Source organism: Mycobacterium paragordonae (assembly GCF_003614435.1).
GTDB classification, from domain to species: domain Bacteria; phylum Actinomycetota; class Actinomycetes; order Mycobacteriales; family Mycobacteriaceae; genus Mycobacterium; species Mycobacterium paragordonae.
The window spans coordinates 3,115,197-3,138,583 of the sequence record NZ_CP025546.1 but is presented as its reverse complement, the minus strand read 5'-3'; the positions used below and the strand labels follow the sequence as shown (position 1 = coordinate 3,138,583).

24 protein-coding genes and 1 tRNA gene are annotated in these 23,387 nt (G+C 66.4%); 1 reads left to right on the top strand and 24 read right to left on the bottom strand.

Translation table 11 applies throughout. The features are described from left to right. Positions 1-51: 51 nt before the first annotated feature. The 18 genes from C0J29_RS14375 to C0J29_RS14290 form a co-directional block, all read right to left on the bottom strand. Positions 52-1,425, bottom strand: a complete 1,374-nt coding sequence (locus C0J29_RS14375; RefSeq protein ID WP_120792738.1) for a helix-turn-helix domain-containing protein — start codon at positions 1,423-1,425, stop codon at positions 52-54. A gap of 249 nt (positions 1,426-1,674) precedes the next feature. Beyond that, positions 1,675-1,857, bottom strand: a complete 183-nt coding sequence (locus C0J29_RS14370) for a helix-turn-helix transcriptional regulator (protein WP_120792737.1) — start codon at positions 1,855-1,857, stop codon at positions 1,675-1,677. 160 nt (positions 1,858-2,017) lie between these two features. Then, the gene (locus C0J29_RS14365; RefSeq protein WP_120792736.1) at positions 2,018-3,202 is read right to left on the bottom strand and encodes a tyrosine-type recombinase/integrase; all 1,185 of its coding nucleotides are present in this window, start codon (positions 3,200-3,202) and stop codon (positions 2,018-2,020) included. 92 nt (positions 3,203-3,294) lie between these two features. After that, positions 3,295-3,368: transfer RNA gene (locus C0J29_RS14360), tRNA-Pro, on the bottom strand. A 64-nt stretch (positions 3,369-3,432) separates the two neighbouring features. Continuing rightward, positions 3,433-3,900, bottom strand: a complete 468-nt coding sequence (locus C0J29_RS14355) for a lipocalin-like domain-containing protein (protein WP_120792735.1) — start codon at positions 3,898-3,900, stop codon at positions 3,433-3,435. Positions 3,901-3,913: 13 nt separating this feature from the next. After that, positions 3,914-4,684, bottom strand: coding sequence for an IclR family transcriptional regulator (locus C0J29_RS14350; protein WP_120792734.1), 771 nt, complete (start codon positions 4,682-4,684; stop codon positions 3,914-3,916). Continuing rightward, positions 4,684-5,514 (bottom strand): beta-keto acid cleavage family enzyme, encoded by an 831-nt coding sequence (locus tag C0J29_RS14345; RefSeq protein ID WP_120792733.1) that lies wholly within the window; start codon positions 5,512-5,514, stop codon positions 4,684-4,686. The genes C0J29_RS14350 and C0J29_RS14345 overlap by 1 nt, the downstream gene beginning before the upstream one ends. Further along, positions 5,511-5,861, bottom strand: coding sequence for a beta-D-galactosidase (locus C0J29_RS14340; RefSeq protein ID WP_120792732.1), 351 nt, complete (start codon positions 5,859-5,861; stop codon positions 5,511-5,513). The genes C0J29_RS14345 and C0J29_RS14340 overlap by 4 nt, the downstream gene beginning before the upstream one ends. A 2-nt stretch (positions 5,862-5,863) precedes the next feature. Beyond that, complete coding sequence (locus tag C0J29_RS14335; RefSeq protein ID WP_120792731.1) at positions 5,864-6,694, bottom strand: cyclase family protein; 831 nt, start codon at positions 6,692-6,694, stop codon at positions 5,864-5,866. A gap of 2 nt (positions 6,695-6,696) precedes the next feature. Further along, positions 6,697-7,605, bottom strand: a complete 909-nt coding sequence (locus C0J29_RS14330) for a 3-hydroxyacyl-CoA dehydrogenase family protein (protein WP_120792730.1) — start codon at positions 7,603-7,605, stop codon at positions 6,697-6,699. Beyond that, positions 7,599-8,399: an SDR family NAD(P)-dependent oxidoreductase gene (locus C0J29_RS14325; protein WP_120792729.1), complete on the bottom strand. Its 801-nt coding sequence runs from the start codon at positions 8,397-8,399 to the stop codon at positions 7,599-7,601. The genes C0J29_RS14330 and C0J29_RS14325 overlap by 7 nt, the downstream gene beginning before the upstream one ends. Before the next feature lie 161 nt (positions 8,400-8,560). Beyond that, complete coding sequence (gene der, locus C0J29_RS14320; protein ID WP_065049266.1) at positions 8,561-9,961, bottom strand: ribosome biogenesis GTPase Der; 1,401 nt, start codon at positions 9,959-9,961, stop codon at positions 8,561-8,563. Continuing rightward, positions 9,958-10,632 (bottom strand): (d)CMP kinase, encoded by a 675-nt coding sequence (gene cmk, locus C0J29_RS14315; protein WP_120792728.1) that lies wholly within the window; start codon positions 10,630-10,632, stop codon positions 9,958-9,960. The genes der and cmk overlap by 4 nt, the downstream gene beginning before the upstream one ends. Positions 10,633-10,637: 5 nt before the next feature. Next, a complete protein-coding gene (locus C0J29_RS14310) occupies positions 10,638-11,390 on the bottom strand; it encodes a pseudouridine synthase (protein WP_065164265.1) in 753 nt (250 codons plus the stop codon). Next, positions 11,390-12,085, bottom strand: coding sequence for an SMC-Scp complex subunit ScpB (gene scpB / locus C0J29_RS14305; RefSeq protein WP_065049260.1), 696 nt, complete (start codon positions 12,083-12,085; stop codon positions 11,390-11,392). The genes C0J29_RS14310 and scpB overlap by 1 nt, the downstream gene beginning before the upstream one ends. Then, on the bottom strand, positions 12,086-12,898 hold the full coding sequence (locus tag C0J29_RS14300) for a segregation/condensation protein A (protein ID WP_120792727.1): 813 nt from the start codon (positions 12,896-12,898) through the stop codon (positions 12,086-12,088). It abuts the gene before it with no gap. Then, the gene (locus tag C0J29_RS14295; protein ID WP_065049257.1) at positions 12,895-13,758 is read right to left on the bottom strand and encodes a ParA family protein; all 864 of its coding nucleotides are present in this window, start codon (positions 13,756-13,758) and stop codon (positions 12,895-12,897) included. Before C0J29_RS14295 ends, C0J29_RS14300 begins: the two co-directional genes overlap by 4 nt. A gap of 113 nt (positions 13,759-13,871) precedes the next feature. Continuing rightward, positions 13,872-14,978, bottom strand: a complete 1,107-nt coding sequence (locus C0J29_RS14290) for a spore photoproduct lyase family protein (protein WP_120792725.1) — start codon at positions 14,976-14,978, stop codon at positions 13,872-13,874. 55 nt (positions 14,979-15,033) lie between these two features. Here C0J29_RS14290 and C0J29_RS14285 point away from each other — a divergent pair, with 55 nt between their 5' ends. Then, a complete protein-coding gene (locus tag C0J29_RS14285; RefSeq protein ID WP_120794724.1) occupies positions 15,034-15,786 on the top strand; it encodes an O-methyltransferase in 753 nt (250 codons plus the stop codon). Here the strand turns inward: C0J29_RS14285 and xerD are convergent. The 6 genes from xerD to recN all read right to left on the bottom strand — a co-directional run bounded on the left by xerD (position 15,783) and on the right by recN (position 23,387). Then, a complete protein-coding gene (gene xerD / locus C0J29_RS14280; protein ID WP_065049253.1) occupies positions 15,783-16,727 on the bottom strand; it encodes a site-specific tyrosine recombinase XerD in 945 nt (314 codons plus the stop codon). The genes C0J29_RS14285 and xerD overlap by 4 nt on opposite strands. Continuing rightward, positions 16,724-17,347: an NUDIX domain-containing protein gene (locus C0J29_RS14275; RefSeq protein ID WP_120792724.1), complete on the bottom strand. Its 624-nt coding sequence runs from the start codon at positions 17,345-17,347 to the stop codon at positions 16,724-16,726. Before C0J29_RS14275 ends, xerD begins: the two co-directional genes overlap by 4 nt. Beyond that, positions 17,340-19,115, bottom strand: a complete 1,776-nt coding sequence (locus C0J29_RS14270; protein ID WP_120792723.1) for a CTP synthase — start codon at positions 19,113-19,115, stop codon at positions 17,340-17,342. Before C0J29_RS14270 ends, C0J29_RS14275 begins: the two co-directional genes overlap by 8 nt. Positions 19,116-19,229: 114 nt before the next feature. Further along, a complete protein-coding gene (locus C0J29_RS14265; RefSeq protein WP_120792722.1) occupies positions 19,230-20,174 on the bottom strand; it encodes a copper transporter in 945 nt (314 codons plus the stop codon). Positions 20,175-20,185: 11 nt separating this feature from the next. Beyond that, positions 20,186-21,367 carry a putative cytokinetic ring protein SteA gene (steA, locus tag C0J29_RS14260; protein WP_065045496.1) on the bottom strand — a complete coding sequence of 394 codons (1,182 nt, stop codon included), beginning with the start codon at positions 21,365-21,367 and terminating at the stop codon, positions 20,186-20,188. 277 nt (positions 21,368-21,644) lie between these two features. Beyond that, positions 21,645-23,387 (bottom strand): DNA repair protein RecN, encoded by a 1,743-nt coding sequence (gene recN / locus C0J29_RS14255; RefSeq protein ID WP_120792721.1) that lies wholly within the window; start codon positions 23,385-23,387, stop codon positions 21,645-21,647.

The following is a 23,387-nucleotide window of genomic DNA, read 5'->3' as shown; positions in this document are numbered from 1 at the left end:
CTCCGACGTTGTGCACCGCCACCTGAGAGAAGGCGCTTTGCCGCAACGCATTCAGACAGAGCCGACTGGGCGATCATTGTGCACCGCGAGACGGTTCTTTTCTGCCCGCTCCTCGTAACGCCGCTGGCGGCGTTCAATACTTTCGTGGGATCCCATGTCGGACGACCCCCGGGCGCACTCATCCCTCGCCGGTGAGCAGTAGTCAAGTTCTTCCCAATCCCAGCTGCGAACAGCAGCCAGAGGTTCTGGCCGAGACTTCTCGTCCTGATCGGCCCACGTGCTGGCGCATTGGATCTGGCTGACGAGGTCGTCGTACTCTCTGCTGCGGATGTCAAATGGGGTGTTGTAGCGGCTGACGTCAATCCAGCGCCACAAACGTTGGTCACTTAGTCCGGTAACGACGCGGAGCACTTCATCGAAAGAGCGGCGGTCTCCGCGCAGCATAATCTCGAAGGTCTTGGTCCAGTTGTTCCGTCGCCACTCGTCGAGTCGGTCGAGAGGCACTCGTCTAAACCCCGCGAAGGCGGTGATCAGTTCATTCACTTGATCGTCGATCTCTTCGCGTGAAAGAGGCGTGACGTTGTCGACCTCCGAGCGAGATGACCTCGCCTCGTCGGACATGAAGGCTACCTTCGTAGCGAGGTCGCCGACCTCCTCGACTGCCTGAGAAGGCCCGTCGCTCATCGCTTTAACGAGGTCATCCCAGTGCTCGACGACCTGGTAAAGCCGAGTGACCTTGAACTCTTTGGCGTTCTTCCACTTGCACAAAAACCACGAGGGGAGAACGCCTTGTTGTCGATCGAAGATCCAGGCGAGGATCTGACGCACTTGATCGAGGGAACGTCGATCGACGAATAGCAGGCGCTCCGCTGCGATGTACCACCCTTGGCGTCGCTTCGAGGTGATAGCCCTCTCGGACCGAGGAGCGACGTATCGCTCAAACTCCTCGACTAGCGAGGTGATTCGCCCATCGAGGATCGAGGGTCGCCTTGGCCTTGAGGTATTGATACGTCTATTTGTATTGGCAAGAAAAGAAGAGTCTATTGAATCTTCTTCTCTACCAACCAATACATCCTCTTGTAGGTCATTACCTTTAAGGCCAAGGATTTTTGACCGATCTTCGTGACATGGGGATTCGCTAGAAACGCCCAGGTTGGCGCGTTCGGTCACTTCTTCGCCCGGAACTCGGTAGAAGAGAGCATTTCTTAGCGTGTGCGGACCGAGATCCCATACGATCTCGCCTTGCTCACGAAGTCGTCGCAGGGATCGCTGGACGGTGCTGACGCTTACCCCCAGCTCCTCAGCGATGGCCGAGTGAGAAGCTGCTCCTTGGTCATGGCTGAGCTTCAGGGCGACCTCGCAAACCTGCATTGCAGTCCTCTCGGACTTTTTCGGCTGCAGAGCAACGCTGTTCGCGGTAATCACTTGACGCGCCTCCCGTCGGATGCCGCGTCTTTGATTTGGCCCTTCGTCGGTGAGGGCAGATTCAAAGTGGCAATGCGATCGTTGATGGCCTCGCGTTGTGGGCGCGCCTCGGTTCCTTCAGCTGCCAAGCACATCTCGCTATTCCACGGGCGAAGGTAGCTGCAGATTGAGGAGCGCTCGGGATCCGTAGCTGATCGCTCTTGATAGACCACGATTAGGACTTCGAGGATCTGAGTAGCCAACGCTATTTCAGGAAGCGGTAGCGGTCAGTCGGTCGACGTAGTCACGAACACTCGACGACGTCACCAGCGCACGAGTACCAATCTTGACCCGTGTCAGCTCACCCTCGTTGATCAAGCGATACACCGCGCGGCGCGAGACGCCCAGGGCGTCCGTAACCCCCGGCGCAATCGATATAAGAAGTTGGTCCATCTTCAACTCCGCGCGTGACTAGACGTGCACTTTCATGCCTCACAGTAACTACATGTCCGTTTGCTGTGCAAGCTGATCACACTGCGCGACTTGTACATTCACTCGCTTCGTAGTTTGCCATCGTGTAGAGCAGTTATAGTCATAACGACATCGCTACTGGTCAGAGGCCTAGACGCTCCTCAAGTGCCAGAACAGCCGCCTTGGCACCTTCGTCGGAGCCGTGTCCGTAGACGTCGCCGGTAATCGCAATACTGCTGTGTCCGAGCAGATCGGCCACCTGTCGAATGTGGATGCCGTTTTCCAGCCACGCGACAGCAGCGGAATGCCGCAGGGTGTGCACTCCGACTCCCTCTAACCCGGCCTTGGCCGAGGCGATCTCGATGGTCCGCAAGATATTGCGAGGCTCGACAAAATGACCGGCTTCGGTGGCGAATACGAGATTGCGGTCGTTCCAGACGTTGGCGGCGCGCACTCGCTCTTCGATCTGTTTCTTGCGATGAGTCCTGAGCATGGCCACCATGGCCGGAGACAGCGGGATCGTCCGACGAGAGCGCTCGGTCTTAGGGTCTGAGCTTTCGAGCTTGCCCCCGACCCGGCTCATTGTCGCGGCCACTCTGAAAAATCCTGCGTCGAGGTCAACTCGATCCCAGGTAAGGCCCAGAGCCTCGCCGCGACGAATGCCAGTAGATGCGATCAGCTTCAGAACGGGCGCATAGCGCAGGCCCTCAGCTGCCGCCAGAAGGTCCGCTACGGTCGCGGTATCGAGATGCCGGGCCTCGACACGTTCAACGCCAGGACGCTTCACCAGGGCCGCAGGATTGCGGCCCAAGAGGCCGTCGCGAACCGCACCGTCAAGAGCCTGCCGAAGTACAGCGTAGGCGCTGCGGATGGTGCTATCGGAGAATGCGCGGATCTGTTCGGCGTCCTCTCCCCTACCCCGAGTCCTGGTCTTGGCTCGCATGTCGAGGATGAGCTTTTCGATGTGCGCGGGCCGCAGCCTATCCAACGACATCATCCCGAAGGGAGCGGGCTCCAAGTGTTTGCGGCTGAGGTTGGAGTACAACTCCCGAGTCGCTGGCTTGCGGTCGCTGGCTGCGAGCGTGGTCTCGCGCCAGTGCTTGAGCCAGGCCTCAATTGTGGTGGTGGCGTCCTTCGGAGGCTTGCCTTCTTCCAGGCGGTCGCGGATCTTGCCGAGTTCAGCGAGAACGGCCTTCTGCGTCGCCCCGTAGGCGCTTACACGCTTGCGGCTTCCCGTGGCCGGGTCGATGTAACTCAGGCGGCCTTCCCACCGGCCATCGGCGCGTTGGTAGATGTTGCCCTCGGAGTTTGCTCGGCGCTTCGCCATGGAGCAATTTTACGCCTCTGTTGGCGTCACAATTGGCGTCAATGGGCTTTTGGAACCTAAACCCAGGGAATAAAAATCGCCTCTGACCTCTGTCGGGCTGACAGGATTTGAACCTGCGACCACTTGACCCCCAGTCAAGTGCGCTACCAAACTGCGCCACAGCCCGGTGCTGCCGATCCGTGAACCAACAGCAGGTCGACAGCCTACCGCAGCGGCCCGGCGCTCCCGACCTAGGCCACCTGAGCGTCGCCGGCCACAGCCCGCCGCCACAGCAGCGACGAGTACACCGTGCGCCCGTCGGGCAACGCCAACTCCGAGGTCAGCGTCAGGCGGTCGCCGTCCAGGTCACTGTGCCGCAGATGGAACTGGCCCAGGTAATTCGGCACCAGGGACAGCGTCGCCTGGTGGCGGATATCGCCGGTCTCTTCGTCGACGAAGTACCGGCCGCTGTAGGCCAGGTATCCCAGGGCCGCGGCGGCCGCCTGCTCCGGCGTGCCGCCACTGGCCACCGGACGGTCATAGTCCGGCCGGCCCGAGGACTGGATCTGCGCCGACATGTACCCGTCCGGCGTGTACATGATCAGGCCCTGGGCGTCCTCACCGTGCGGGTATCTGGGCGGACCGTCGGGGCTGTCCCGCTCCACGTAGGAAACCAGCCGCCAGGCTCCAACCAGACTGTCTTGCAATGACTTTGACATATCGGCAAGCTCCTCAATATCGGGTGCGGGAGCGGGTGTCGACCTTGGCGACCCACGCCCGCAGTACCTGGGCGAGTTCGGCCTCGCGGCCGTAGAAACGCTGCGCCGGAACCGGCACACTGACCGCCACCAACACATCGCTGACGCCGTGCAGCACCGCTCCCACCGCGCAGATGCCTTCGGTCTGCTCTTCGCGGTCATAGGCGACGCCGTCGGCCCGGATCCGGTCCAGCTCGTCGCGCAGCGCCGCCTGATCCGCGATGGTGTTCGGGGTCAGCTGAACCAGCCGTTTGGGCATGGCCTGGGCCAGCTGGTCGGCGGGTAGCGCCGCCAGCAGCGCCTTGCCGTTGGCGCTGCAGTACAGCGGGAAGGACTCCCCTACCGCGCTCACCGCCTGCAGGCGGTGCGGCGCGACGACCTGGTCGATGAAGTCTGCGCGGTCGCCGTCGAGGATCGACAGGTCCACCGTCTCGTTCAGTCTGCGGGACAGGTCGGTCAGGAACGGGTGCATGTCGGTGACGACCCCGAGGCGCACCGTGTTGGCCATCCGCGCGATCTCCGGACCCAACCGGTAGGGCCCGCGGGCTCCCCGGCGCGACGCGACCAGGCCTTCGTCTTCCAGTGCGTTCAATATCCGGCTCACCGTCGACCGCGCCATCCCGACCCGCTCGCAGATCTCGGCCTGATTCAGGCCGCCCGGATGCGACTGCAGCAGCCGCAGTATCTCGGCGGCCCGGGCGATGACCTGGATGCCGCCGCTGCGGGAGTCGGAGGTTTCCGGCATTACTGGTGAACTCCTATCCTGGCCGGCAGGTGCAGCACGGCCTCGGCTTCGTCGACCGAGGCGAGCGGGAGGTCCAAGGCGTGGGCCAGCCGCACAGTGCGGGACACCAGCGCCAGATTGCTCGGCGCCAGCTCACCCTTGCGCAGGTAGAGAGTGTCCTCAAGTCCCACGCGCGCGTTGCCGCCCAGCGCAAGGCCCATCGCGGTGAGTTCCAGGTTGGCCTTGCCGATCGCGATTACTTGCCAGATCGCCCCGGCGGGTAGCCGGCGCACCATGGTGAGCAGGTTATCGGCGGTCGCCGCCATGCCGCCCTGCACCCCGAGCACGATGCTGAACTGCAGCGGTTCAGCCAGCAGCCCTTCGGCCCACAGCCGCAGGCAGGCTTCCAGATGGCCGGTGTCGTAGATCTCCAGCTCCGGCTTGATGTCCAGCTCGGTCATGCGTCCGGCCAGCCGACGCACCGCACCCGGTGGGTTGCGAAACTCCCCGGCGCCGAAGCTCATTGAGCACGGGTTGAGCGTGGCCATCCGCGGCCGCAGCTCCACCAGCTTCGCCCGTTCTTCGAACGGCACGCTGAGGCCGACGCCGGTGGACAGCTGGATCAGGATCGGGCAGCGTTCGCCGATCAGATCCATCGTGCGTCGCGCGATATCCAGATCGGCTGTGGGCCTTTCGTATTCGTCGCGCAGGTGGATGTGGGCGACCGAGGCGCCGGCATGGTAGGCCTGCTCGACGGCGGTCGCGATTTCCTCGGGAGTGGTGGGCAGGGCCGGGTTGTCGGCCTTGGTCGCGATGGGCCCGGTCGGCGCGACCGTCAACAGGACGCTCATGACTCGCCTCCTTCGGGGTAGGCGATGGTGACCAGCAGCAGGGCTTCCTGATCCGAACGGTTGAGGATCGACCTCGTCTCCCCTGTGGCCAGGTGCACGCTGTCCAGCCGGCCCAGCATCGTCTCGCCTTCGTCGGTGCGGATCACCAACTCGCCGTCGAGGACGACATAGACGGTTTCCGCTGGGGCAGCTGCCTTTTCGGCCGAGCCGCCGGGCTGGTAGAGGGACACCCCGACCCAGAACCGCTCGGTGGGCCCGGCTTCCAGACCCTGCAAGCGTGCGGTGGACACCCGATGGTGCGCCGGGGCTGCATACGCCGGGGCATCGCTGGCGCGAGTCAGGTTCATGCTCAGGCCGCCTCACCCGTCTCGATGCGGTAGCTCCCGGTCGGGTCGACGATGGCGACCAGCCGCACGATGCAGCCGTCCCCGCCGACCCAGCGCCACGGGAACGCGGCGAAGGTGACCCGCTTCCCGGTGACCTTGTCCAGGTCGCCGCCGACATTCTCGAAGCCGTAAATGCCTTTGGATAGGATTGCCCGGTGGCAGGGCTCCCAGTCGGGGAAGTCGTCGAGCACCTTGCGTCCGGTCAGCTGTTCGTATTCCTTGGCGGCCCAGGGCAATAGACCGCCCTGCGCCTCAGCCGGGCCGTGCGGGGCGATCGCGGTGGCCAGCGGATGGTCCAGCGCCTGGGTGTCGGTGCCGACGGCCTTGACGCCTTTGGCCGCGAACCATTCGCCGGCTTCTTTGTAGAAACCCGGTGAGTAGGCGTAGTACTCGGCACTGTCGGCGTATTTGTGGTGCCAGCCGGTGTTGACGATGACGATGTCGCCGGGCCGGATCTCCGGTGTGGCGTTCTCCAAGTCCTCGGCGGTCACGACGCCCCATTTGTCCTTGGGAATCGAGACGACGACGCCGGTGCCGAAGAAGGCGCTCAGCGGGATCTCTTCGAGGAACGGCGTGCCCTCCACCACGTGCGCCGGTGCGTCGATGTGCGTCCCGGAATGCATGACGGTGGTGATCTTCTGGGTCAGCACGCGGCTTTTCGCCATCCCGTGCAGCCGTTCGATCTTGACGTCTTCAAAGTACGGCCACGCGGGCACCCCGTGTCCCCAGGGGTGTGAGAGGTCGTAGAACTCCAGTGCTGACTCGGCTTTACCGAGGGGCCAGGTGAATTCCATGGCTATGACGTCCTTTCTGTGTTGAGTTGCCGACTGATGTGCCCGGCCAACCGGGCGGCCGTTTCTTCCCGGGCGCCTTCGGGCCAGTCGAGGAATCCGCGGCCCGTGCGTGGCCCGAGGTGGCCCGCCTCGACCAGCTCGCGCAGCAGCGGGCTGGGATGCGGGTCGCTGTTGATGTTCGGGATCACCGCTTCGTGGATGGCCAGCGTCAAGTCCAGGCCGATGTAGTCGGCGTTCTCCAGGGGACCGAGGGCGGCCAGCCGCAGGCCAATCGTGTTGCGTACCACCAGGTCCACCGTCTGGGCATCGCAGATGCCCTCGGCCACCAGCGCCATGGCCTCGCGCCACAGCGCGTGCTGCAGGCGGTTGCCGATGAACCCGGCGACGTCGCGACCGACCCGCACCGGCATCTTGCCGGCCTCGGTCAGTAAAGCCAGGACCCGCTCCACGGTGTCCGGGCTGGTCCGCTCGCTGGGGATCACCTCGACCACCGGGATGAGGTCCGGCGGATTCCAGAAGTGCGTCCCGATGACCCGGGCGCCGTCCTCGACCCGCTCGGTGACGGCGCCGATGGGGAGCACGGAGGTGTTGGTGGCCAGGACTGCACCAGCCGGCGCCAGCCCGGCCAGGCGCTCGAAGAGTTCCTGCTTGACAACGAGGTTTTCGATGATGGCCTCGACAACGAGGTCCGTATTGGCCACCGCCGCAGCCAGATCGGCGGTGGCTGACACCGAACCGCTTGCCGCCCCGGTTACTTCGCGCGCCTCCGCGGCCGCGGCATCGAGGATCTCAGCGTTGGTGTCGGTGATGACGACGTCGAGTCCCGCCGATGCCAGCACACCGGCGATGCGGCGGCCCATCAGGCCGGCGCCGACGACGGTCGCCCGGGAGAAGTGATGAGAGGTCAGCATGCCGTGTAGCCCCCGTCCAGATACATCACCTGGCCGGTGTAGAAGCTGGACGCGTCGCTGAGCAGATAGATCAGGGCGCCGACGAAGTCTTCCGGTTCGGCGAAGCGGCCCAACGGAATCCGGGCGAACATGGCTTCGCGGGTGCGGCGTCCTTTTTCGTCGTCGGCATACATCCACTCGGTCAGTTCAGACCGGAAAACCGTTGGGGCCAGGGCGTTTACCCGGATACCGTCGGCACCCCACTCGGCGGCCAGCGACTTGGCCAGCAGATCGGTTCCCGCTTTGGAGGGACAGTAGGCGCTGTAGCCCGCGCTGTGTCCCAGCGCTCCGCGCACGGAGGACACCAGCACGACGCTGCCGCCCAGTCCCTGCTCGAGCATGACCCGCCCGGCGGCCTGGCTGACCAGCCAAGCGCCTCGCACGTTGGCACCCATGACCTTGTCGAAGTCCTCGACGTCCATTTCGGTGATGGGTTGGACTTGGTTCATGCCGGAGGCGACCAGCACTCCGTCCAGCCGGCCGTGACGAGCGACGGCGGCATCGACCATGGCTTGTGCGTCGGCGGGAGTTTCGGGACGGCACGGAACCAGGACGGCATCGTCGATGCCGGCGTCGCCGACCAGTTCGTCCAACCCGGCCGCGTTGCCACCGGCCAGGGTCAACCGGGCGCCCGCGTCGGCAAGCGCGCGCGCTGCGACTCGGCCGAGCGAACCGGTGGCGCCGGTGATCAAAATCGATTTGTCGCGCACGCTGAAGCGCGTCTGAATTCTGCTGATTTCCTGCTGCGTCGTCATCCGGGATCCTCACTAATTCCCACAATGCGGTTATATCTTTCCGCTATATGAGAAATAGTAAGAAGTGTTATCCGCGCATGTCAACGGCACATTCTTGTGATGTAGCTTTCTATGCCCGCATCGCGGGAGTTGACGCCTTGAAAGGGCCCAGCAGGTGTGCGTCAGCGGCGCTGAGCGGAGCGCTTCTCGCGCATGCGCACGTTGATCCGGATCGGGCTGCCTTCGAACCCGAACGTCTCGCGCAGCCGCCGCTCCAGGAACCTGCGGTAGCCGGCTTCCAGAAATCCCGTGGTGAACAGCACGAACGTGGGCGGACGGGCGGTGGCTTGAGTGGCGAACAGAATGCGGGGCTGCTTGCCGCCGCGCACCGGCGGCGGCGTTGCGGCCACCACTTCCTTGATCCAGCTGTTCAGCGGGCCGGTGGGGATGCGGGTGTCCCACGACGCCAGCGCGGTCTCCATCGCCGGCACCAGCTTCTGCACCGCTCGGCCGGTTTTCGCGGAGATGTTCACCCGCTGCGCCCAGCGCACCTGCACCAACTCGCGATCGATCTCGCGGTCGAGTAGGTCGCGCCGGTCCTCGTCGACGAGGTCCCACTTGTTGTAGGCGATCACCAGCGCGCGCCCGGCCTCGATCACCATCGACAGCACCCGCAGGTCCTGTTCGGTGAGTGGCTGCGAGGCGTCGATCAGGATGATCACCACCTCCGCGACGTCGATGGCGCCCCGGGTTCGCACCGAGGCGTAGAACTCATGACCGCTGGCCTGTCCAACCTTGCGCCGCAGACCCGCGGTGTCGACGAACCGCCACACCTTGCCGCCCAGCTCGATCAGCGAGTCCACCGGATCGACCGTGGTTCCGGCGACGTCGTGAACCACCGACCGCTGATCACCGGCCAGCTTGTTCAGCAGTGAGCTCTTGCCGACGTTGGGCTTACCGACCAGGGCGACCCGGCGCGGACCCCCGCCGCTCGAGGCCACTTCGGAAACCTCGGGCACCGCGGCCAGCACCGCGTCGAGGAGCTCGCCCACGCCGCGCCCGTGCATGGCACTGATCGCATACGGCTCGCCCAGACCCAGCGACCAGAGCTCGGCGGCGTCGGATTCGGCCCGCTCACTGTCAACCTTGTTGGCGGCCAGGAACACCGGCTTGCCGGAGCGCAGCAAAATGCGGGCGGCGGCCTCATCGGCCGCGGTGGCACCGACGGTGGCGTCGACCACCAGGATCACCGCATCGGCGGTGCGCATGGCCACCGAGGCCTGCTCGGCCACCAGCTGCTGCAGCCCCTTGGCGTCGGGTTCCCAGCCCCCGGTGTCCTGCACGACGAACCGGCGGCCGGTCCACAACGCGTCGTAGGACACCCGGTCCCGGGTGACGCCCGGGACGTCCTGTACCACCGCCTCGCGCCGTCCGATGATCCGGTTGACCAGGGTCGACTTACCGACGTTGGGCCGCCCGACGATCGCCACGACCGGCGCCGGGCCGGCCTCCGTCAGGTCATCGGAGTCGAAATCTGTTAATTCCCAGTCGCTTTCGTCGGACCAGGTACCGTCCTCGGTCATCGCACCGCCCCACTTCGCTGTGTGACCAGCTCCTGCAGGTGAGCGATCACCTCGGCTTCGGTCATGTCGCTGGTGTCGACGACAATCGCATCCGGTGCGGCACGCAGCGGCGACACCGCACGGGTCGAGTCGAGGTGGTCGCGGCGGCGCACATCGGCCAGGACGGCCTCGTAGTCATCGGCCAGTCCCGCCCGGATGTTCTGAGCGTTGCGGCGATGCGCGCGCGTCTCGGCGGAGGCGGTGAGGAAGATCTTGACCGGCGCGTCGGGGAAGACCACCGTCCCGATGTCACGCCCCTCGACGACGATTGTGCCCGGGCCGTCGGCCATCTGGCGCTGGATGTCGACCAGGCGGGTACGCACCGACGGTACCGCCGACACGGCGGACACCGCCCGGGTGACGTCATCGCCGCGGATCTCGGCGGAAACGTCTTGTCCGGCAAGTGAAAAGCTGCTCGCGTCGGGGTCATAGCCCACCGACAGCTCAACCGTGGCAGCGGCCTCGCTCACCGACGCGGCGTCGGCGGGGTCGATTCCGGCGCGCAGCACCGCCAGCGTCACCATCCGGTACATCGCCCCCGTGTCCAGAAACCGAGCCGCCAGTCCGCGCGCCAATCCCCTTGATACCGAGGACTTTCCGGTGCCCGCGGGACCGTCGATCGCCACAACCATCCCGCTCACAACCCCACCGCCTTGTACAGTTGCCCGATCTCGTCGTGCCGCAGGGCCCGCACCGAGCCCGGGCGCTGCTTGCCCAGGGTGACCGCGCCAATGTCGGTGCGCACCAACGCTTCGACGGGAAAGCCGACCGCCGCGAGCAGCCGGCGGACGATCCGGTTGCGGCCCTCGTGCAATGTCACCCGCACCAACGATTTGCCGGGAATCGAGTCCACCACCGCGAAATCGTCCAGCCGTACCGGGCCGTCGTCCAATTCGATCCCGGCCCGCAGCTGCTTACCCAGGCCGCGCGGCACCGCACCGGTCACGGTGGCGAGGTAGGTCTTGGGCACCTCGTGGGAAGGGTGCATCAACCGGTGCGCCAATTCCCCGTCGTTGGTCAGCAGGATCAGCCCCTCGGTGTCGGCGTCCAGCCGGCCCACGTGGAATAACTTCTTGTTACCGCGGACTTTCCGCTCGATCAGGTCCCCGATGCACGGCCGGCCACGATCGTCGGACATGGTCGAATGCATGCCGCGCGGCTTGTTCAGCGCCAAATAGACCAACGAATCGTCCAGCACCACCCGGGCCCCGTCGACGCGGATCACCGACACGTCCGGGTCGACCCGGGTGCCCAGCTCGGTCACCACCTGACCGTCGACCTCGACGCGGCCCTCGATGATCAACTTCTCCGCTGCCCGGCGCGAAGCAATCCCGGCCTGCGACAACACCTTCTGCAGCCGGGTCCCCCGCTGCTCGTCGGATTCGACCATCAGTCGTGATCCACGTCGAAGGTCAGTGGCTGATCGGAGACCCGGCCCCCGTTGAGTTTGATGAAACGTGGCTCGCTGTCCAGGGTTTCGCTGAGGTCGTCGATCGTGTCCACATCGGGCAACAGCGGCGCGATGTCGGGCAATTCGGAGAGCGACGTCAATCCCAGCCGCTCCAGGAAAAGCTCGGTGGTGGCGAAAGTGACTGCGCCGCTGTCCTCGTCGTTACCGACCTCCGTGATCAGCCCGCGCGCCAACAGGGTTCGCATCACGGCGTCCACGTTGACACCTCGGACCGCACTCACCCGTGCCCGCGTCACCGGCTGGCGGTAGGCCACCACCGCGAGCGTTTCCAGCGCGGCCCGGGTGAGCTTGCTTCGCGCACCGTCCAACAACAGTTTCTCGACGTAGGGCGCGAATCGCGCCCGGGTGTACAGCCGCCAACCTTCGCTTGTCTGGCGCAAGTCGATGCCGCTGTCGCGCTCGGTCAGTTCGTCGGCCATCAGGCGCAGCTTGGCCGCGACCCGGTAGACCGGCTGCTCGGTGGCCGACGCCAGCGCCTCCGCGGTCACCGGGGTGTCCACCACCAGCAGCAGCGATTCGAGCACGCGGCCGAGCTCGTCGGGCTCCATCTCGGCGGGTTCGGCGATATCCGGGATGCCAGCATCCAGCTCGCCCTCGGGCGGCAGTTGGGTCATCTACTGATCTCGCACTTCTAGCAACGATTCGCTCGCTGGCCGTTCCCCGGTCCATGAAACCTGGAGCACGCCAAGGGGCTCGGACTGGTCGAATGCTACAGCCCGGGACCGATACAGTTCGAGCAGCGCAAGGAAGCGCCCGACGATCTCGACCGGCACGGTGCAGTCGGCCACCAGCTCCGAGAACGAGGCCCACTGGCCGCTGCCCCGCCCTTCCAGCATCCGCAGGATGTGCCGGGCCTGCTCGGGCACCGACACCGGCTCGACGTGCAGGTGCCCGAGGCCGACCGTGGGAACCGGGCGCGGGGTGAAGGCGATCGCGGCGATCTCGGCGAACCGCTGGGCGTCGACCCCGATCATCACCTCGGGCAGCAGGCCCTCGAAGCGCTCCTCCAACGCGACCGAGCGGGGATAGCTGCGCAGCGCGGTGGCCTCGAGCTCGGCGAACATCTCGGCGACGTGCTTGAAGGCCCGGTATTGCAGCAGCCGCGCAAACAGCAGGTCGCGCACCTCGAGCAGTGCCAGGTCCTCCTCGTCGTCGACCTGGCCGGTGGGCAGCAGGCGGGCGGCCTTGAGGTCCAGCAAGGTGGCCGCGACCACCAGGAAGGCCGTGGTCTCCTCCAGGTCCAATTGCGCGCCGATGGCTTTCGTATAGGCGATGAAGTCATCGGTTACCTGGTGCAACGCCACCTCGGTGACGTCGAGCCGATGGGCGAAGATGAGCTGCAGGAGCAGGTCGAACGGTCCCTCGAAGTTGGTCAGCCGGACCTGAAACCCGTTCTCGGATGCCGCCGGACTCTCGGGGCCGCTCACACGCCGAATCGGTCGATGAACTCGCGCGCCAGTGAGCGGTACGCGAGCGCTCCCGCGGACCGGGGCGCCCACGTGGTGATGGGTTCGCCGGCGACGCTGGTCTCCGGGAAGCGGACGGTGCGGGTGATCACGGTGTCGAACACTAAATCACCGAAGCGTTCGACGACGCGGGCCATCACCTCACGCGAGTTCACGGTGCGCGGGTCGTACCGGGTGATCAGGATGCCGCTGATGTCCAGTTTGGGGTTCAAGCGGTCGCGCACCTTGTCGACCGTGTCGGTGAGCAGCGCCAGGCCGCGCAGCGAGAAGAACTCGCACTCGGTGGGAATGACGACGCCCTCGGCGCAGGCCAGGCCGTTGACGGTGAGCAGTCCGAGCGACGGCTGGCAGTCGATCAGCACGTAGTCGTAGCGGTCCAGCACCGGATACAGGGCCCGGGCCAGCGTCTGCTCGCGCCCGACCTCGTTCACCAGCTGGATCTCCGCCGCCGACAGGTCGATGTTGCTGGGCACCAGATCCAGATTCTTGACCCGGGTGTGCAGCAGCACGTCGTCGATCGATACCCGCGACTCCACCAGCACGTTGTGGATCGTCTTTTCCAGCTCGTAGTGCGGGACGCCGAGGCCGGCGGACAGCGCGCCCTGGGGGTCCATATCGACCAGCAACACCCGCCGGCCGTACTCGGCCAGCGCGGCGCCCAGGTTGATCGTCGACGTGGTCTTGCCGACCCCACCCTTCTGGTTGCACATCGCGACGACCTTGGCCGGGCCGTGGCTCGACAGTGGCTTGGGTTCGGGAATCGCCCGCGGCGGCCGGCCGGTCAGGCCGATCTCTGGACCGGTGCCGGGAGGGTCGGTCATGCCCGGTCGCGGTGGGTGGTGACGGGCGTCAGCGTGGACATTGCAGGAAAGTCTAACGGCTCGCCTTGCCTGGACCGGGAGACCCGCGGGCAACGTTTCCGGGCGACGTCGGCTCAGGTCCAGTAGAGGGTGCGGGCCGCAGGCAGCGTCGCGGTGAGTTCGGCCTCGAACCAGGACCGCAGCTCGGCCATGGTCTCTTTGGGGTAGACGTACTTCGCCGACCCGAACTTGCCGAATTTACGGGTCCGCGCGGATTCGTCCATCTCGAGCTTGGTCCGCGGATACCAGCCCAGCAACACGTCGCGGCTGCCTGCGGTGAAGCGGTGGGTGATGCATTCCACGGTGAGGTCGAGGTCGGGTATGTCGGCCACCGCGTCGGCGACGTCCCGCAGCAGGCGTCCGTAGCCGTCTCGCCACCCCGGAATCGGCATGATCGGGGCAATGGTCAGGCCGACCCGGTATCCGGCTGACGCCAGCGCGCGCAACGCGCCGATGCGCCGTGGCAGCCGCGCGGTGCCGCCCTCGAACCGGCCGGCGACGTCGTCGGCGTTCACCGAGACCCGCACCCGGGTGGCGCCGTGGTGGGGCAATGTGAGTAGCGGTGCGACGTCGTCGAACTTGGTGGTGAAGCGCAGCCCGACCGGCGCGGGCCAGTCATGGGTGCCGACGTGGGCGATCGTGGCGGACAGCGAGCCGGTCAGATGCTCGATGGCCAGCGGATCGGTGTAGCAGGAGGCCTCGAAGGTGGTGCCCTCGTCGGCCCGCGCGGCCGATGCCGAGGTGATGGTGCCACGGCCGACATGGTCGTCCATCCCCGCCAAGATCTCGGGCAGGTTCGCATACACGCGGGTGATGGGCGGCCCGGACAGCGAGCCGGCGAGGTAGCAGTACTGGCAGTGGGCGGGGCAGCCTTCGGCGAGATCGATCCGCCAGTCGGCGCTGGGCGGAATCGGCTGCAGCCGGCGCTTGCTCGGCGGCGCGATCACGACGGCGAGGGTGCGCTTGGCCAGTGCGTAGGACGCGCGGTCGTTGTCGGCACGCAGCGGCGGGAGCCGGTCGCCTTTGAGGATCTCGATGTCGGCGACTCCGGCAGCTTCGCAGCGCGTCACAATGTTTGCGCCATGTGGCTGTTCGGCTGCCGAGCGGGTGACCAACACCCGCGACGGTGTCCAAAGTGTCGGTGATTCAACCGCATTCGATGTTTTCGCCAGAGCTGTCATCGTCTTGTTCAACACCCTGCCGGAGCGCGCGATTCCCCGGGCCTATGGTGTGGACATGGATCTGAAGCGACGCATACCCCTGCTGCGGTGGTCGGTGTGGCGGATGGCCACCGGGGCGCGCAACATCACCAAGACCGGCCAGATCGGTGACGGACGCGAGGCGGCGGCTGTCGACTACGTGGTGAAGCACGCGCGGGCCGGTGACATCGACGACGTGCTGGCCACCATCGACAAGTTCGCGTACGAGAAGTCGATGCTGATCAACGTCGGCGACGAGAAGGGCCGGCTCCTCGACGCCGCGGTGCGGCGCGCCGATCCGTCGCTCGCGCTGGAGCTCGGAACCTACGTCGGTTACGGCGCCCTGCGGATTGCGCGGGCCGCTCCGAATGCCAAGGTGTTCTCCGTCGAGCTCGCCGAGGCGAACGCCGTCAATGCCCGGCGGATCTGGAGTCATGCGGGTGTGGCCGACCGCGTGACGTGTGTGGTCGGCACCATCGGCGACGGCGGCCGCACCTTGGACGCGTTGGCAAGTGATCACGGATTCGCCTCTGGCGCAGTCGATTTCCTTTTTCTGGATCACGACAAAGACGCCTATCTGGACGATTTGAAGAGCATCTTGGACCGCGGGTGGCTGCGCCGGGGTTCGATCGCCGTCGCCGACAATGTCCGGGTGCCGGGCGCGCCGCAGTACCGCGCTTATATGCGCGAGCACCAGGGCGCGACGTGGAACACGGTCGAGCACAAGACGCATCTCGAGTACCAGTCGATGGTGTCCGACCTGGTGCTGGAGTCGGAGTACCTGGGCTAGGTGGCCCGCGGGTGGGCGCCGGCCCAGACCTCGCGCAGGGCGTGCACGGTGACCAGGGTGTAGATCTGCGTGGTGGTCACCGAGGCGTGACCCAGCAACTCCTGCACCACCCGCACGTCGGCGCCGCCCTCCAGCAGGTGCGTGGCGAAGGAGTGCCGCAGCATGTGCGGTGACACCCCCGAAGTGATGCCGGCGCGTTCGGCCGCGTCCTGCAGCACCTGCCAGGCGCTCTGGCGCGACAGGCGACCGCCCCGGGCATTGAGGAAGATCGCGGGCGTGCCACGGCCCCGTCGGGCCAGGTCCGGACGGCCGCGGACCAGGTAGGCATCGAGCGCCTGGACGGCGGGGCGTCCGATGGGCACCAGGCGTTGCTTACCGCCCTTGCCGCGCAGCAACACCGACCGCGCATGGGTGTCGATGTCGTCGACGTCGAGCCCGACGGCTTCCGAGATCCGCGACCCGGTCGAGTACAACAGCTCCAGCAGGGCCCGGTTGCGCAGCGTCAGCGGACCGTCGGAGGCATCCTCGCCGCCGGCGGCCTCCAGCAGCGCCAGCACCTGGTCGACGGTCAGGCTCTTGGGCAACCGTCGGCCCGGCGTGGGCGGCCTGACCGCCCGCGCCACGTCCAGCTCGGCCAGCCCTTCGGCGGCGGCGAACCGGTGCAATCCGCGCACCGCGATCAGCGCCCGCGCCGCCGAGACCGCCGACAGCGCCACCGCACCGGATTCGGGGTCGCCGCGGCGCAGTGCCACCAGGAACTCGCTGACGTCGTTCTCACCGACCTTGGCCAGATCGTGAATTCCGCGTTCTTCCAGATGTTTTGAGTAGCGGCGCAGGTCACGGCGATAGGAGCTCAGGGTGTTGGCCGCCACGCCGCGCTCGATCGTCAAGTGGTCGAGGTAGCCCTGCAGCTGGGCGTCGAGCGTCAACGCCGCCGTCATTGCGACGCCTTACGCTTGGCGAAGGCGGTCGGCTTGTCGAGCCACGGCGTGTCCAGCGGACGCGGCACGGCGATGCCGGTGGCGACCGCGTGGGCAGCGAAAATACCGGCTATCGCAATGGAATTGACGATCTCTCCGCTGAGCGCCTTGGCTACCGCCTGGTCGAGAGGAAACCACTGCATCGTCATGTCGGCTTCTTCGTCGTGCGCCTCGGGCCGCCCGATGTCAGTGAGTCCGGTGGCCAGATAGATCCGCACCGACTCGTCGCTGTAACCGGGGGCGGTGTTGACATCCAGCAGTAGCTGCCAGGTGCGGGCGTGCAGCCCGACCTCCTCTTCGAGCTCGCGTTCGGCGGTGCGGTACGGCGCTTCGTCCGGGTCGTCCAGCAGGCCCGCCGGCAACTCCCATATCCGGCGCCGGTACGTGTGGCGATACTGGTAGACCAGTGCGATTTCGCCGTCCTCGTTCATCGCGACCACCGCCACCGCACCGTAGTGCTCGAGGACCTCCCGCTTCGCGATGTTGCCGCCCGGCATCCGGACCTCGTCCCGGCGTAACGCGAAAATCGCTCCCTGGTAGAAGGTTTCCGACGATACCTTCTCGAAATCGTGCTCAGCCACGGGTGGCGGGTTCGGCTAGCGATTGCCCTACCGCCGAGCCGTCTGCGTCGCGACGGTCGTTGCCATTGGAAGCGTGGTGCTCCGGAATTTCGGGGATTTCGACGGGCAGCAGTTCACCCGCCTTGTAGTCGATGGCCGCCTTGACGAAGGCCACGAACAACGGATGCGGCCGGGTGGGCCGGCTCTTGAGCTCGGGGTGCGCCTGGGTTCCGACGATGAACGGGTGCTGATCGGGCGGGTATTCGACGAACTCGACCAGGTGCCCGTCGGGTGACGTCCCGCTGAACCGCAGGCCGCTGGCGGCGATCCGCTCCCTGTAGGAGTTGTTGACCTCGTACCGGTGCCGATGGCGTTCGGACACCTGGGTCGCTTGATATGCCTGGGCCACAATGGAATCAGGCTCCAAGACGGCCGGATAGGCGCCCAGCCGCATCGTCCCGCCGAGATCCGCCTCGCCGGCGACGGCCTGTTCCTGGTCGGCCATGGTGGAGATGACCGGATCCGGTGTGTCCGGTTCGAACTCGGCGGAGTTCGCCTCGGTGAGGCCGACCGAGCGGGCCGCTTCGATCACGATGCACTGCAGACCGAGACACAGCCCCAGCACGGGCAGCCCACGCGCCCGCGCGTAGCGGATGGCGCCGATCTTGCCCTCGATGCCGCGGATGCCGAACCCGCCGGGGATCAGCACCGCGTGCACGTCGCCCAGCGTGTGTGCAGCACCACTGGGGGTCTCACAGTCATCCGATGCCACCCAGACGATTTCGACCTTTGCCCGGTGCTTGAAACCGCCGGCGCGCAACGCCTCACTGACTGAGAGGTAGGCATCGGATAGCTCAACATACTTGCCCACCAACGCGATTCGCACGGTGTCGTGCGGTTCGTGCACCCGGCGCAGCAGGTCGTCCCATTCGGTCCAGTCGACGTCGCGGAACGGCAGGTTGAGCCGGCGCACCACGAAGGCGTCGAGTTCCTCGCGATGCAACACCTTGGGGATGTCGTAGATCGAGGGCGCATCCGGAGTGGAGATGACGCCGTCGATGTCGACGTCGCACATCAGCGCGATTTTGTTCTTCAGCGCTTCGGGGACCTCACGATCGCAGCGCAGGATCAGCGCGTCCGGGCTGATACCGATGCTGCGCAGCGCAGCCACCGAGTGCTGGGTGGGCTTGGTCTTGAGTTCGCCGGACGGCGCCAGGTAGGGCACCAGCGAAACGTGCAGAAAGAAGACGTCCTCGCGACCCACGTAGTGGCGGACCTGGCGCGCCGCCTCCAGGAACGGCTGCGATTCGATATCGCCGACAGTGCCGCCGATCTCGGTGATGACGACGTCGGGACGGTGGCCGCTGGCGTCCGGTTCGGCCATCGCCAGGATGCGCCGCCTAATCTCGTCGGTGATGTGCGGGATCACCTGGACGGTGTCGCCCAGATACTCACCCCGGCGCTCCTTGGCGATCACCGTCGAATACACCTGTCCGGTCGTGACATTGGCTGACCCGGACAGGTCGCGGTCGAGGAAGCGCTCGTAGTGGCCGACGTCGAGGTCCGTTTCGGCGCCGTCCTCGGTGACGAAAACCTCACCGTGCTGGAACGGATTCATGGTGCCGGGGTCGACGTTCAGGTAGGGGTCGAGCTTCTGCATCGTGACGTGCAAACCGCGTGCGGTGAGCAACTGGCCGAGGCTGCTCGCCGTCAGCCCCTTGCCCAGTGATGAAGCGACCCCACCGCTGACGAAGAGGTGCTTGGTGGCGATTTGCGAATGCTTACGCAACGGGCGACCTCCGTGATGGGCAGGGCATGATGCAGGAAAATCGAACGTGCTGGGCCTGCCGACCCACGGAAACTCACCCTAACATCCACGGCGTCCCGCCGCGTCGAACACGCCCTATTGCGGAACGGTCACTGCTGTCGCCCCGTGCCCGATGCCGTAGTGACCGGGGTGTCCGCCGCCGGCCAGGTCGTGCAGGGCCAGGATCGCCGTGATCCGTCCGGGTTCGACGTCGACGTCGTCCACGGTGCTGATGGCGGCCGCCATGCCGGCATCGGCGCGGGCCACCGCGACCGCTGCGCTACCGCCGGCCGACCCGTCGCGGCCGGCCAGCACGGTGCCGGAGCCGTGGGGTGCCAGTGCGGCGGCGAATCGCGCCACGGTGACCCCCTGGTTGCCGGCGTCCGCAGGCACCGCGCCGCCGGTGACCACGATGGCGGCGTTGGCGCCCGCCAGGTGGCTGTTGGGCTGGTAGGTGATGAAGCCGGTTTCGCGCAGGGCACCCAGCACGGTGTCGCGCGCGGTGTCGTCGACGGCCGGTGCTTGAGGATTCGTGTTGACCAGCAGGGCGATGCCGAGCAGATCACCGGCCTGCGAACCCTGGTCGACCAGTTTGGTGCTCAGCTGGGTTCCGGCGGGCAGGATCGAGGAGTTGACCACTGAGCGTAGTTTTTCGCCTGAGTTGGCTTCGACGAATTCGTGCGTCAGTGACACCGTGCCGGTGACCGAGCCGCCGGCCTGCCCGACGATTTTGGACACCGCGGCCACGTCGTCGTCTCTGGCATCCGGGGTGCGGAACAGGACCACCGTCTTGCCCGCCAATGCCTCGTGCACGATGCGGCCGAGCACCTGCGCATCGAAAGTGTTTGAGGCACTGAGTTTCTCGTTCAGCTGATTGCGCTGGTCGTTGAGATTGTTGACTTGACCGGCCAGATCGCGCTTCTCATTACGCAGGCTGGACAACACGGTGTCGGAGAAGAAGCCGGAGCCCAGCACCACCCCGATGGCCAGCGCAAGGAAGACGGCGGCCAGCGAGATGGCGTGTTGGCGTAACGAGATCATCAGGGCACTTCCTAGGAGATCAGGTGCTGGATCCAGAGGGTGAAGCGGTTCCAGTACTCGACGAGCCAGTGCACTACCACGCCGTCGGTGCGGGACACCCACAGCACGACGATGATCGCGATCAGCATGGTCAGCGCGAGCAGCGCGATGGCACCGGCGGAGATGTGGTTGCGGTACAGGGTGGCAACCGCCTTGGCGTCCACCAGCTTCTCCCCCACCCGCAGCCGGGTGAGGAACGTGGACGGGTTGCTCTGCGAACGCGTCCGGTCGAAGAACGTCTCGATGTTGGCGGTGTGGCCCGCGGTGACCAGCAGCGCGGCGCCGTGATGATCGGCCAGCAACAGTGCCAGGTCGGTGGCGGAGCCGGCGGCCGGGAAAGTCATGGCCCCCACGCCGAGGTCCTGGATCCGTTCCAGACCGGCGGCGTGGCCGTCGGCGTCGGCGGGCAGCACGACCTGTGCGCCGCACTTGAGGACCTCGGCGCTGATCTGGTCGGGGTCACCGACGATCAGTTGTGGGCGGTAGCCCGCCTTGCGCAGCACGTCGGCTCCCTGGCCGACACCGACGAGGACGGGCTGATACTCCTTGATGAACGGCTTGAGGGATTTCAGATCCTCCTCGGCGCTGGGCTCCTCGGAGACGATCACCACGTGCCGGCGGCGCATGTCGACGTCGATGTCGGGGATGCCGATGCCGTCGATCAGCAGCGGGCTTTCGCTGCGGATGAACTCAATGGTGTTGCCCGCGAACGCTTCCAGGTGAGCGGCCAGCCCGCTCTTGGCCTCGCGCATCAGGTCGGCGATGTCGTGGTCGGTGCGCTCGGTGCCCCGGATCAGGCGGCGGTCCCCGGAGTAGACGCCGCCCTCGTACAGGCGGATCTTGGATCCGTCCTTGACCTTCTTGAAGATCTCGGGCCCGGTCTCGTCGATGAGGGTGACCCCGTTGTTGACCAGGACCTCAGGGCCCAGATTGGGGTAGCGGCCCGAAACCGACGGCGATGCGTTGACGACGGCGGCGATGTCAGCTTCCACCAGAGCGTCGGCGGTGATGCGGTCGAGGTCCAGGATGTCGAGGACGACGATGTCGCCGGGGCACACCCTGCGCAGCAGTCGGTCGATGTTCCGATCGACGCGGGCGGTGCCCACCAGGCCGGGCCGGACGGTGTTGCGAGTTAGAAGCGCTGACATCTTCATGGGAGCCGATTCTGTCGGCGATAGAAGGCCGAGGCGGGGAGGCGCGCCGTAACATCTGCCTCAGAAGTTATAAAGCGTCACATCTGTCACATTTGTATCGCGGGGTGATTGCGGGGGTTTGGCGCCCGCTGGGCACGACAGTGCGCAGATGTACGGGGACACGCCGGCGCGGCCGGCATTCTGTGCACGCTCGCGCCGGAAGGCGAGCGCCCGCGTTTGTACAGCGACACGCCGCTGCGAACGGCATTTTGCGGTCGCTCGCGGTAACCGAAGAGGCTCAGGCGCGATCGTTCTGCGCGGTCTCCAGCAGTTCACGCGCATGCGCGCGTCCGCTGTCGGATTCCCCCAGCCCCGCCAGCATCCGGGCCAGCTCGGCCACCCTGTCGTCGCTGGTCAGGCGCGTTACGCCGCTGGTGCCCTTAGGCCCCTGGCTGTGCACCACCAGGTGCACGTCGGCGTAGGCCGCGACCTGTGGCAGGTGCGTGACGACGATGACCTGGTGTGTGCGGGCCAGCCGGGCCAGCCGTCTGCCGATCTGCACCGCCGCATATCCGCCCACGCCGGCGTCGACCTCGTCGAACACCATCGTGGTGCCGGTGGCAGACGCGGAGAGCACCACTTCCAGCGCCAGCATCACCCGCGACAACTCGCCGCCCGAGGCGCTCTTGGCCAGCGGCAGCACCGACATGCCGCGGTGCGCGGCGAAGCCGAATTCCACCACGTCGATGCCGTCGACGCCGATCCGCGCCGATTCACCGTCCGGCAGAACCAGCGCCGACGGGTCGTGCGGATCGGCCACATCAGTGGTGACGCCGATAGTGAAATCGGCGTTGTTCATGGCGAGGCCGGCGAGCTCCGCGGTGACCTCTTTGGCCAGTTTCTTGGCGGCCTTGCGCCTGATCTTGCTGAGATCGATTGCGGCCTGGCCTAATTGGGTGCCAAGTTCATCGACCCGGCGTTCCAGCGCGGCGAGTCCTTCTTCGGACACGTCGAGTTGGGCCAGCCGGTCGCGCGAATCCTGCGCCCACTGCAGCACGCCGTCGATATCGGCGGCGTACTTGCGGGTCAGCGTGCGCAGCTGAGCCTGGCGGGCCAGTTTGGCGTCCAGCGCACTGGCATCGGTGGGCAGTGCGTCCAGGTAATCGCCCAGTTCGCCGACGGCGTCGACGACGACCGTCAGTGCGCCACCGATCTGGTCGGCCAGGGCTCGCAGCCGGGCGTCGCCCGTGGATTCCAATGCGCCCCGGGCACGCCCGAGCGCGTCGGCGGCACCGAAACCCTCGTCGGAGGAACTGGACAGCACCTCGCGCGCCGACGCTGCGGCCTCGCGCAGGGTGTCCAGTTCGGAGAGCCGGACGATGTCGGCGACCAACGCCCCGTCTTCTCCGGGCTGTGGGTCGACGGTGTCAATCTCGTTGAGCGCGAACTTGAGTCGATCGGCCTCCTGCGCGAGTTCGCGGGTCCGGTCGCGGCGGTCGGTGAGGTCACGCCGCGCCGACAGCCACGCTTCCCGCAGCTTGCGGTAGCGCTCCAGCGCGGGACCGGTTCCGGCGAACCGGTCCAGTGCGCCGCGCTGCTCGTCGGGGCGCATGAGGCGCAGCTGGTCGTTCTGGCCGTGCAGCGCGAGCAGTTGAGTAGTGAAGCCGCTCAACGACTTTGCCGGCACGCTGCGGCCGCCGAGGTAGGCGCGCGACGGCCCGTCGCGGCTGACGGTGCGCAAGGCGATCACGCTGCCGTCTTCGTCGCGCTCTGCGCCGGAGGCATCCAGGATCTCGTCTAATCCCGCGGTGACGGCGTCGTCGACATCGGAAGTGGTGAATCGACCTTCGACGACGGCACGCTCGGAGCCCGACCGTACCCGGGTCGCGTCGGCACGCGCGCCGCCGAGTAGATGCAGGCCGGTGACCACCATGGTCTTGCCGGTGCCGGTTTCACCCGTCAGCACTGTCAGGCCGCGATCGAACTCGGCCGTCGCAACGCTGATTGCCCCCAGCGCCTCGATGCGAATCTCGTTGAGCAC

Bases quoted from the DNA above. Each gene is read 5' to 3' on its own strand.
- C0J29_RS14370 (WP_120792737.1), bottom strand. From the start codon at position 1,857: ATGGACCAACTTCTTATATCGATTGCGCCGGGGGTTACGGACGCCCTG.
- C0J29_RS14365 (WP_120792736.1), bottom strand. From the start codon at position 3,202: ATGGCGAAGCGCCGAGCAAACTCCGAGGGCAACATCTACCAACGCGCC.
- C0J29_RS14355 (WP_120792735.1), bottom strand. From the start codon at position 3,900: ATGTCAAAGTCATTGCAAGACAGTCTGGTTGGAGCCTGGCGGCTGGTT.
- C0J29_RS14350 (WP_120792734.1), bottom strand. From the start codon at position 4,684: ATGCCGGAAACCTCCGACTCCCGCAGCGGCGGCATCCAGGTCATCGCC.
- C0J29_RS14345 (WP_120792733.1), bottom strand. From the start codon at position 5,514: ATGAGCGTCCTGTTGACGGTCGCGCCGACCGGGCCCATCGCGACCAAG.
- C0J29_RS14340 (WP_120792732.1), bottom strand. From the start codon at position 5,861: ATGAACCTGACTCGCGCCAGCGATGCCCCGGCGTATGCAGCCCCGGCG.
- C0J29_RS14335 (WP_120792731.1), bottom strand. From the start codon at position 6,694: ATGGAATTCACCTGGCCCCTCGGTAAAGCCGAGTCAGCACTGGAGTTC.
- C0J29_RS14330 (WP_120792730.1), bottom strand. From the start codon at position 7,605: ATGCTGACCTCTCATCACTTCTCCCGGGCGACCGTCGTCGGCGCCGGC.
- C0J29_RS14325 (WP_120792729.1), bottom strand. From the start codon at position 8,399: ATGACGACGCAGCAGGAAATCAGCAGAATTCAGACGCGCTTCAGCGTG.
- der (WP_065049266.1), bottom strand. From the start codon at position 9,961: ATGACCGAGGACGGTACCTGGTCCGACGAAAGCGACTGGGAATTAACA.
- cmk (WP_120792728.1), bottom strand. From the start codon at position 10,632: ATGGTTGTGGCGATCGACGGTCCCGCGGGCACCGGAAAGTCCTCGGTA.
- C0J29_RS14310 (WP_065164265.1), bottom strand. From the start codon at position 11,390: ATGGTCGAATCCGACGAGCAGCGGGGGACCCGGCTGCAGAAGGTGTTG.
- scpB (WP_065049260.1), bottom strand. From the start codon at position 12,085: ATGACCCAACTGCCGCCCGAGGGCGAGCTGGATGCTGGCATCCCGGAT.
- C0J29_RS14295 (WP_065049257.1), bottom strand. From the start codon at position 13,758: ATGACCGACCCTCCCGGCACCGGTCCAGAGATCGGCCTGACCGGCCGG.
- C0J29_RS14290 (WP_120792725.1), bottom strand. From the start codon at position 14,978: ATGACAGCTCTGGCGAAAACATCGAATGCGGTTGAATCACCGACACTT.
- C0J29_RS14285 (WP_120794724.1), top strand. From the start codon at position 15,034: ATGGATCTGAAGCGACGCATACCCCTGCTGCGGTGGTCGGTGTGGCGG.
- xerD (WP_065049253.1), bottom strand. From the start codon at position 16,727: ATGACGGCGGCGTTGACGCTCGACGCCCAGCTGCAGGGCTACCTCGAC.
- C0J29_RS14265 (WP_120792722.1), bottom strand. From the start codon at position 20,174: ATGATCTCGTTACGCCAACACGCCATCTCGCTGGCCGCCGTCTTCCTT.
- steA (WP_065045496.1), bottom strand. From the start codon at position 21,367: ATGAAGATGTCAGCGCTTCTAACTCGCAACACCGTCCGGCCCGGCCTG.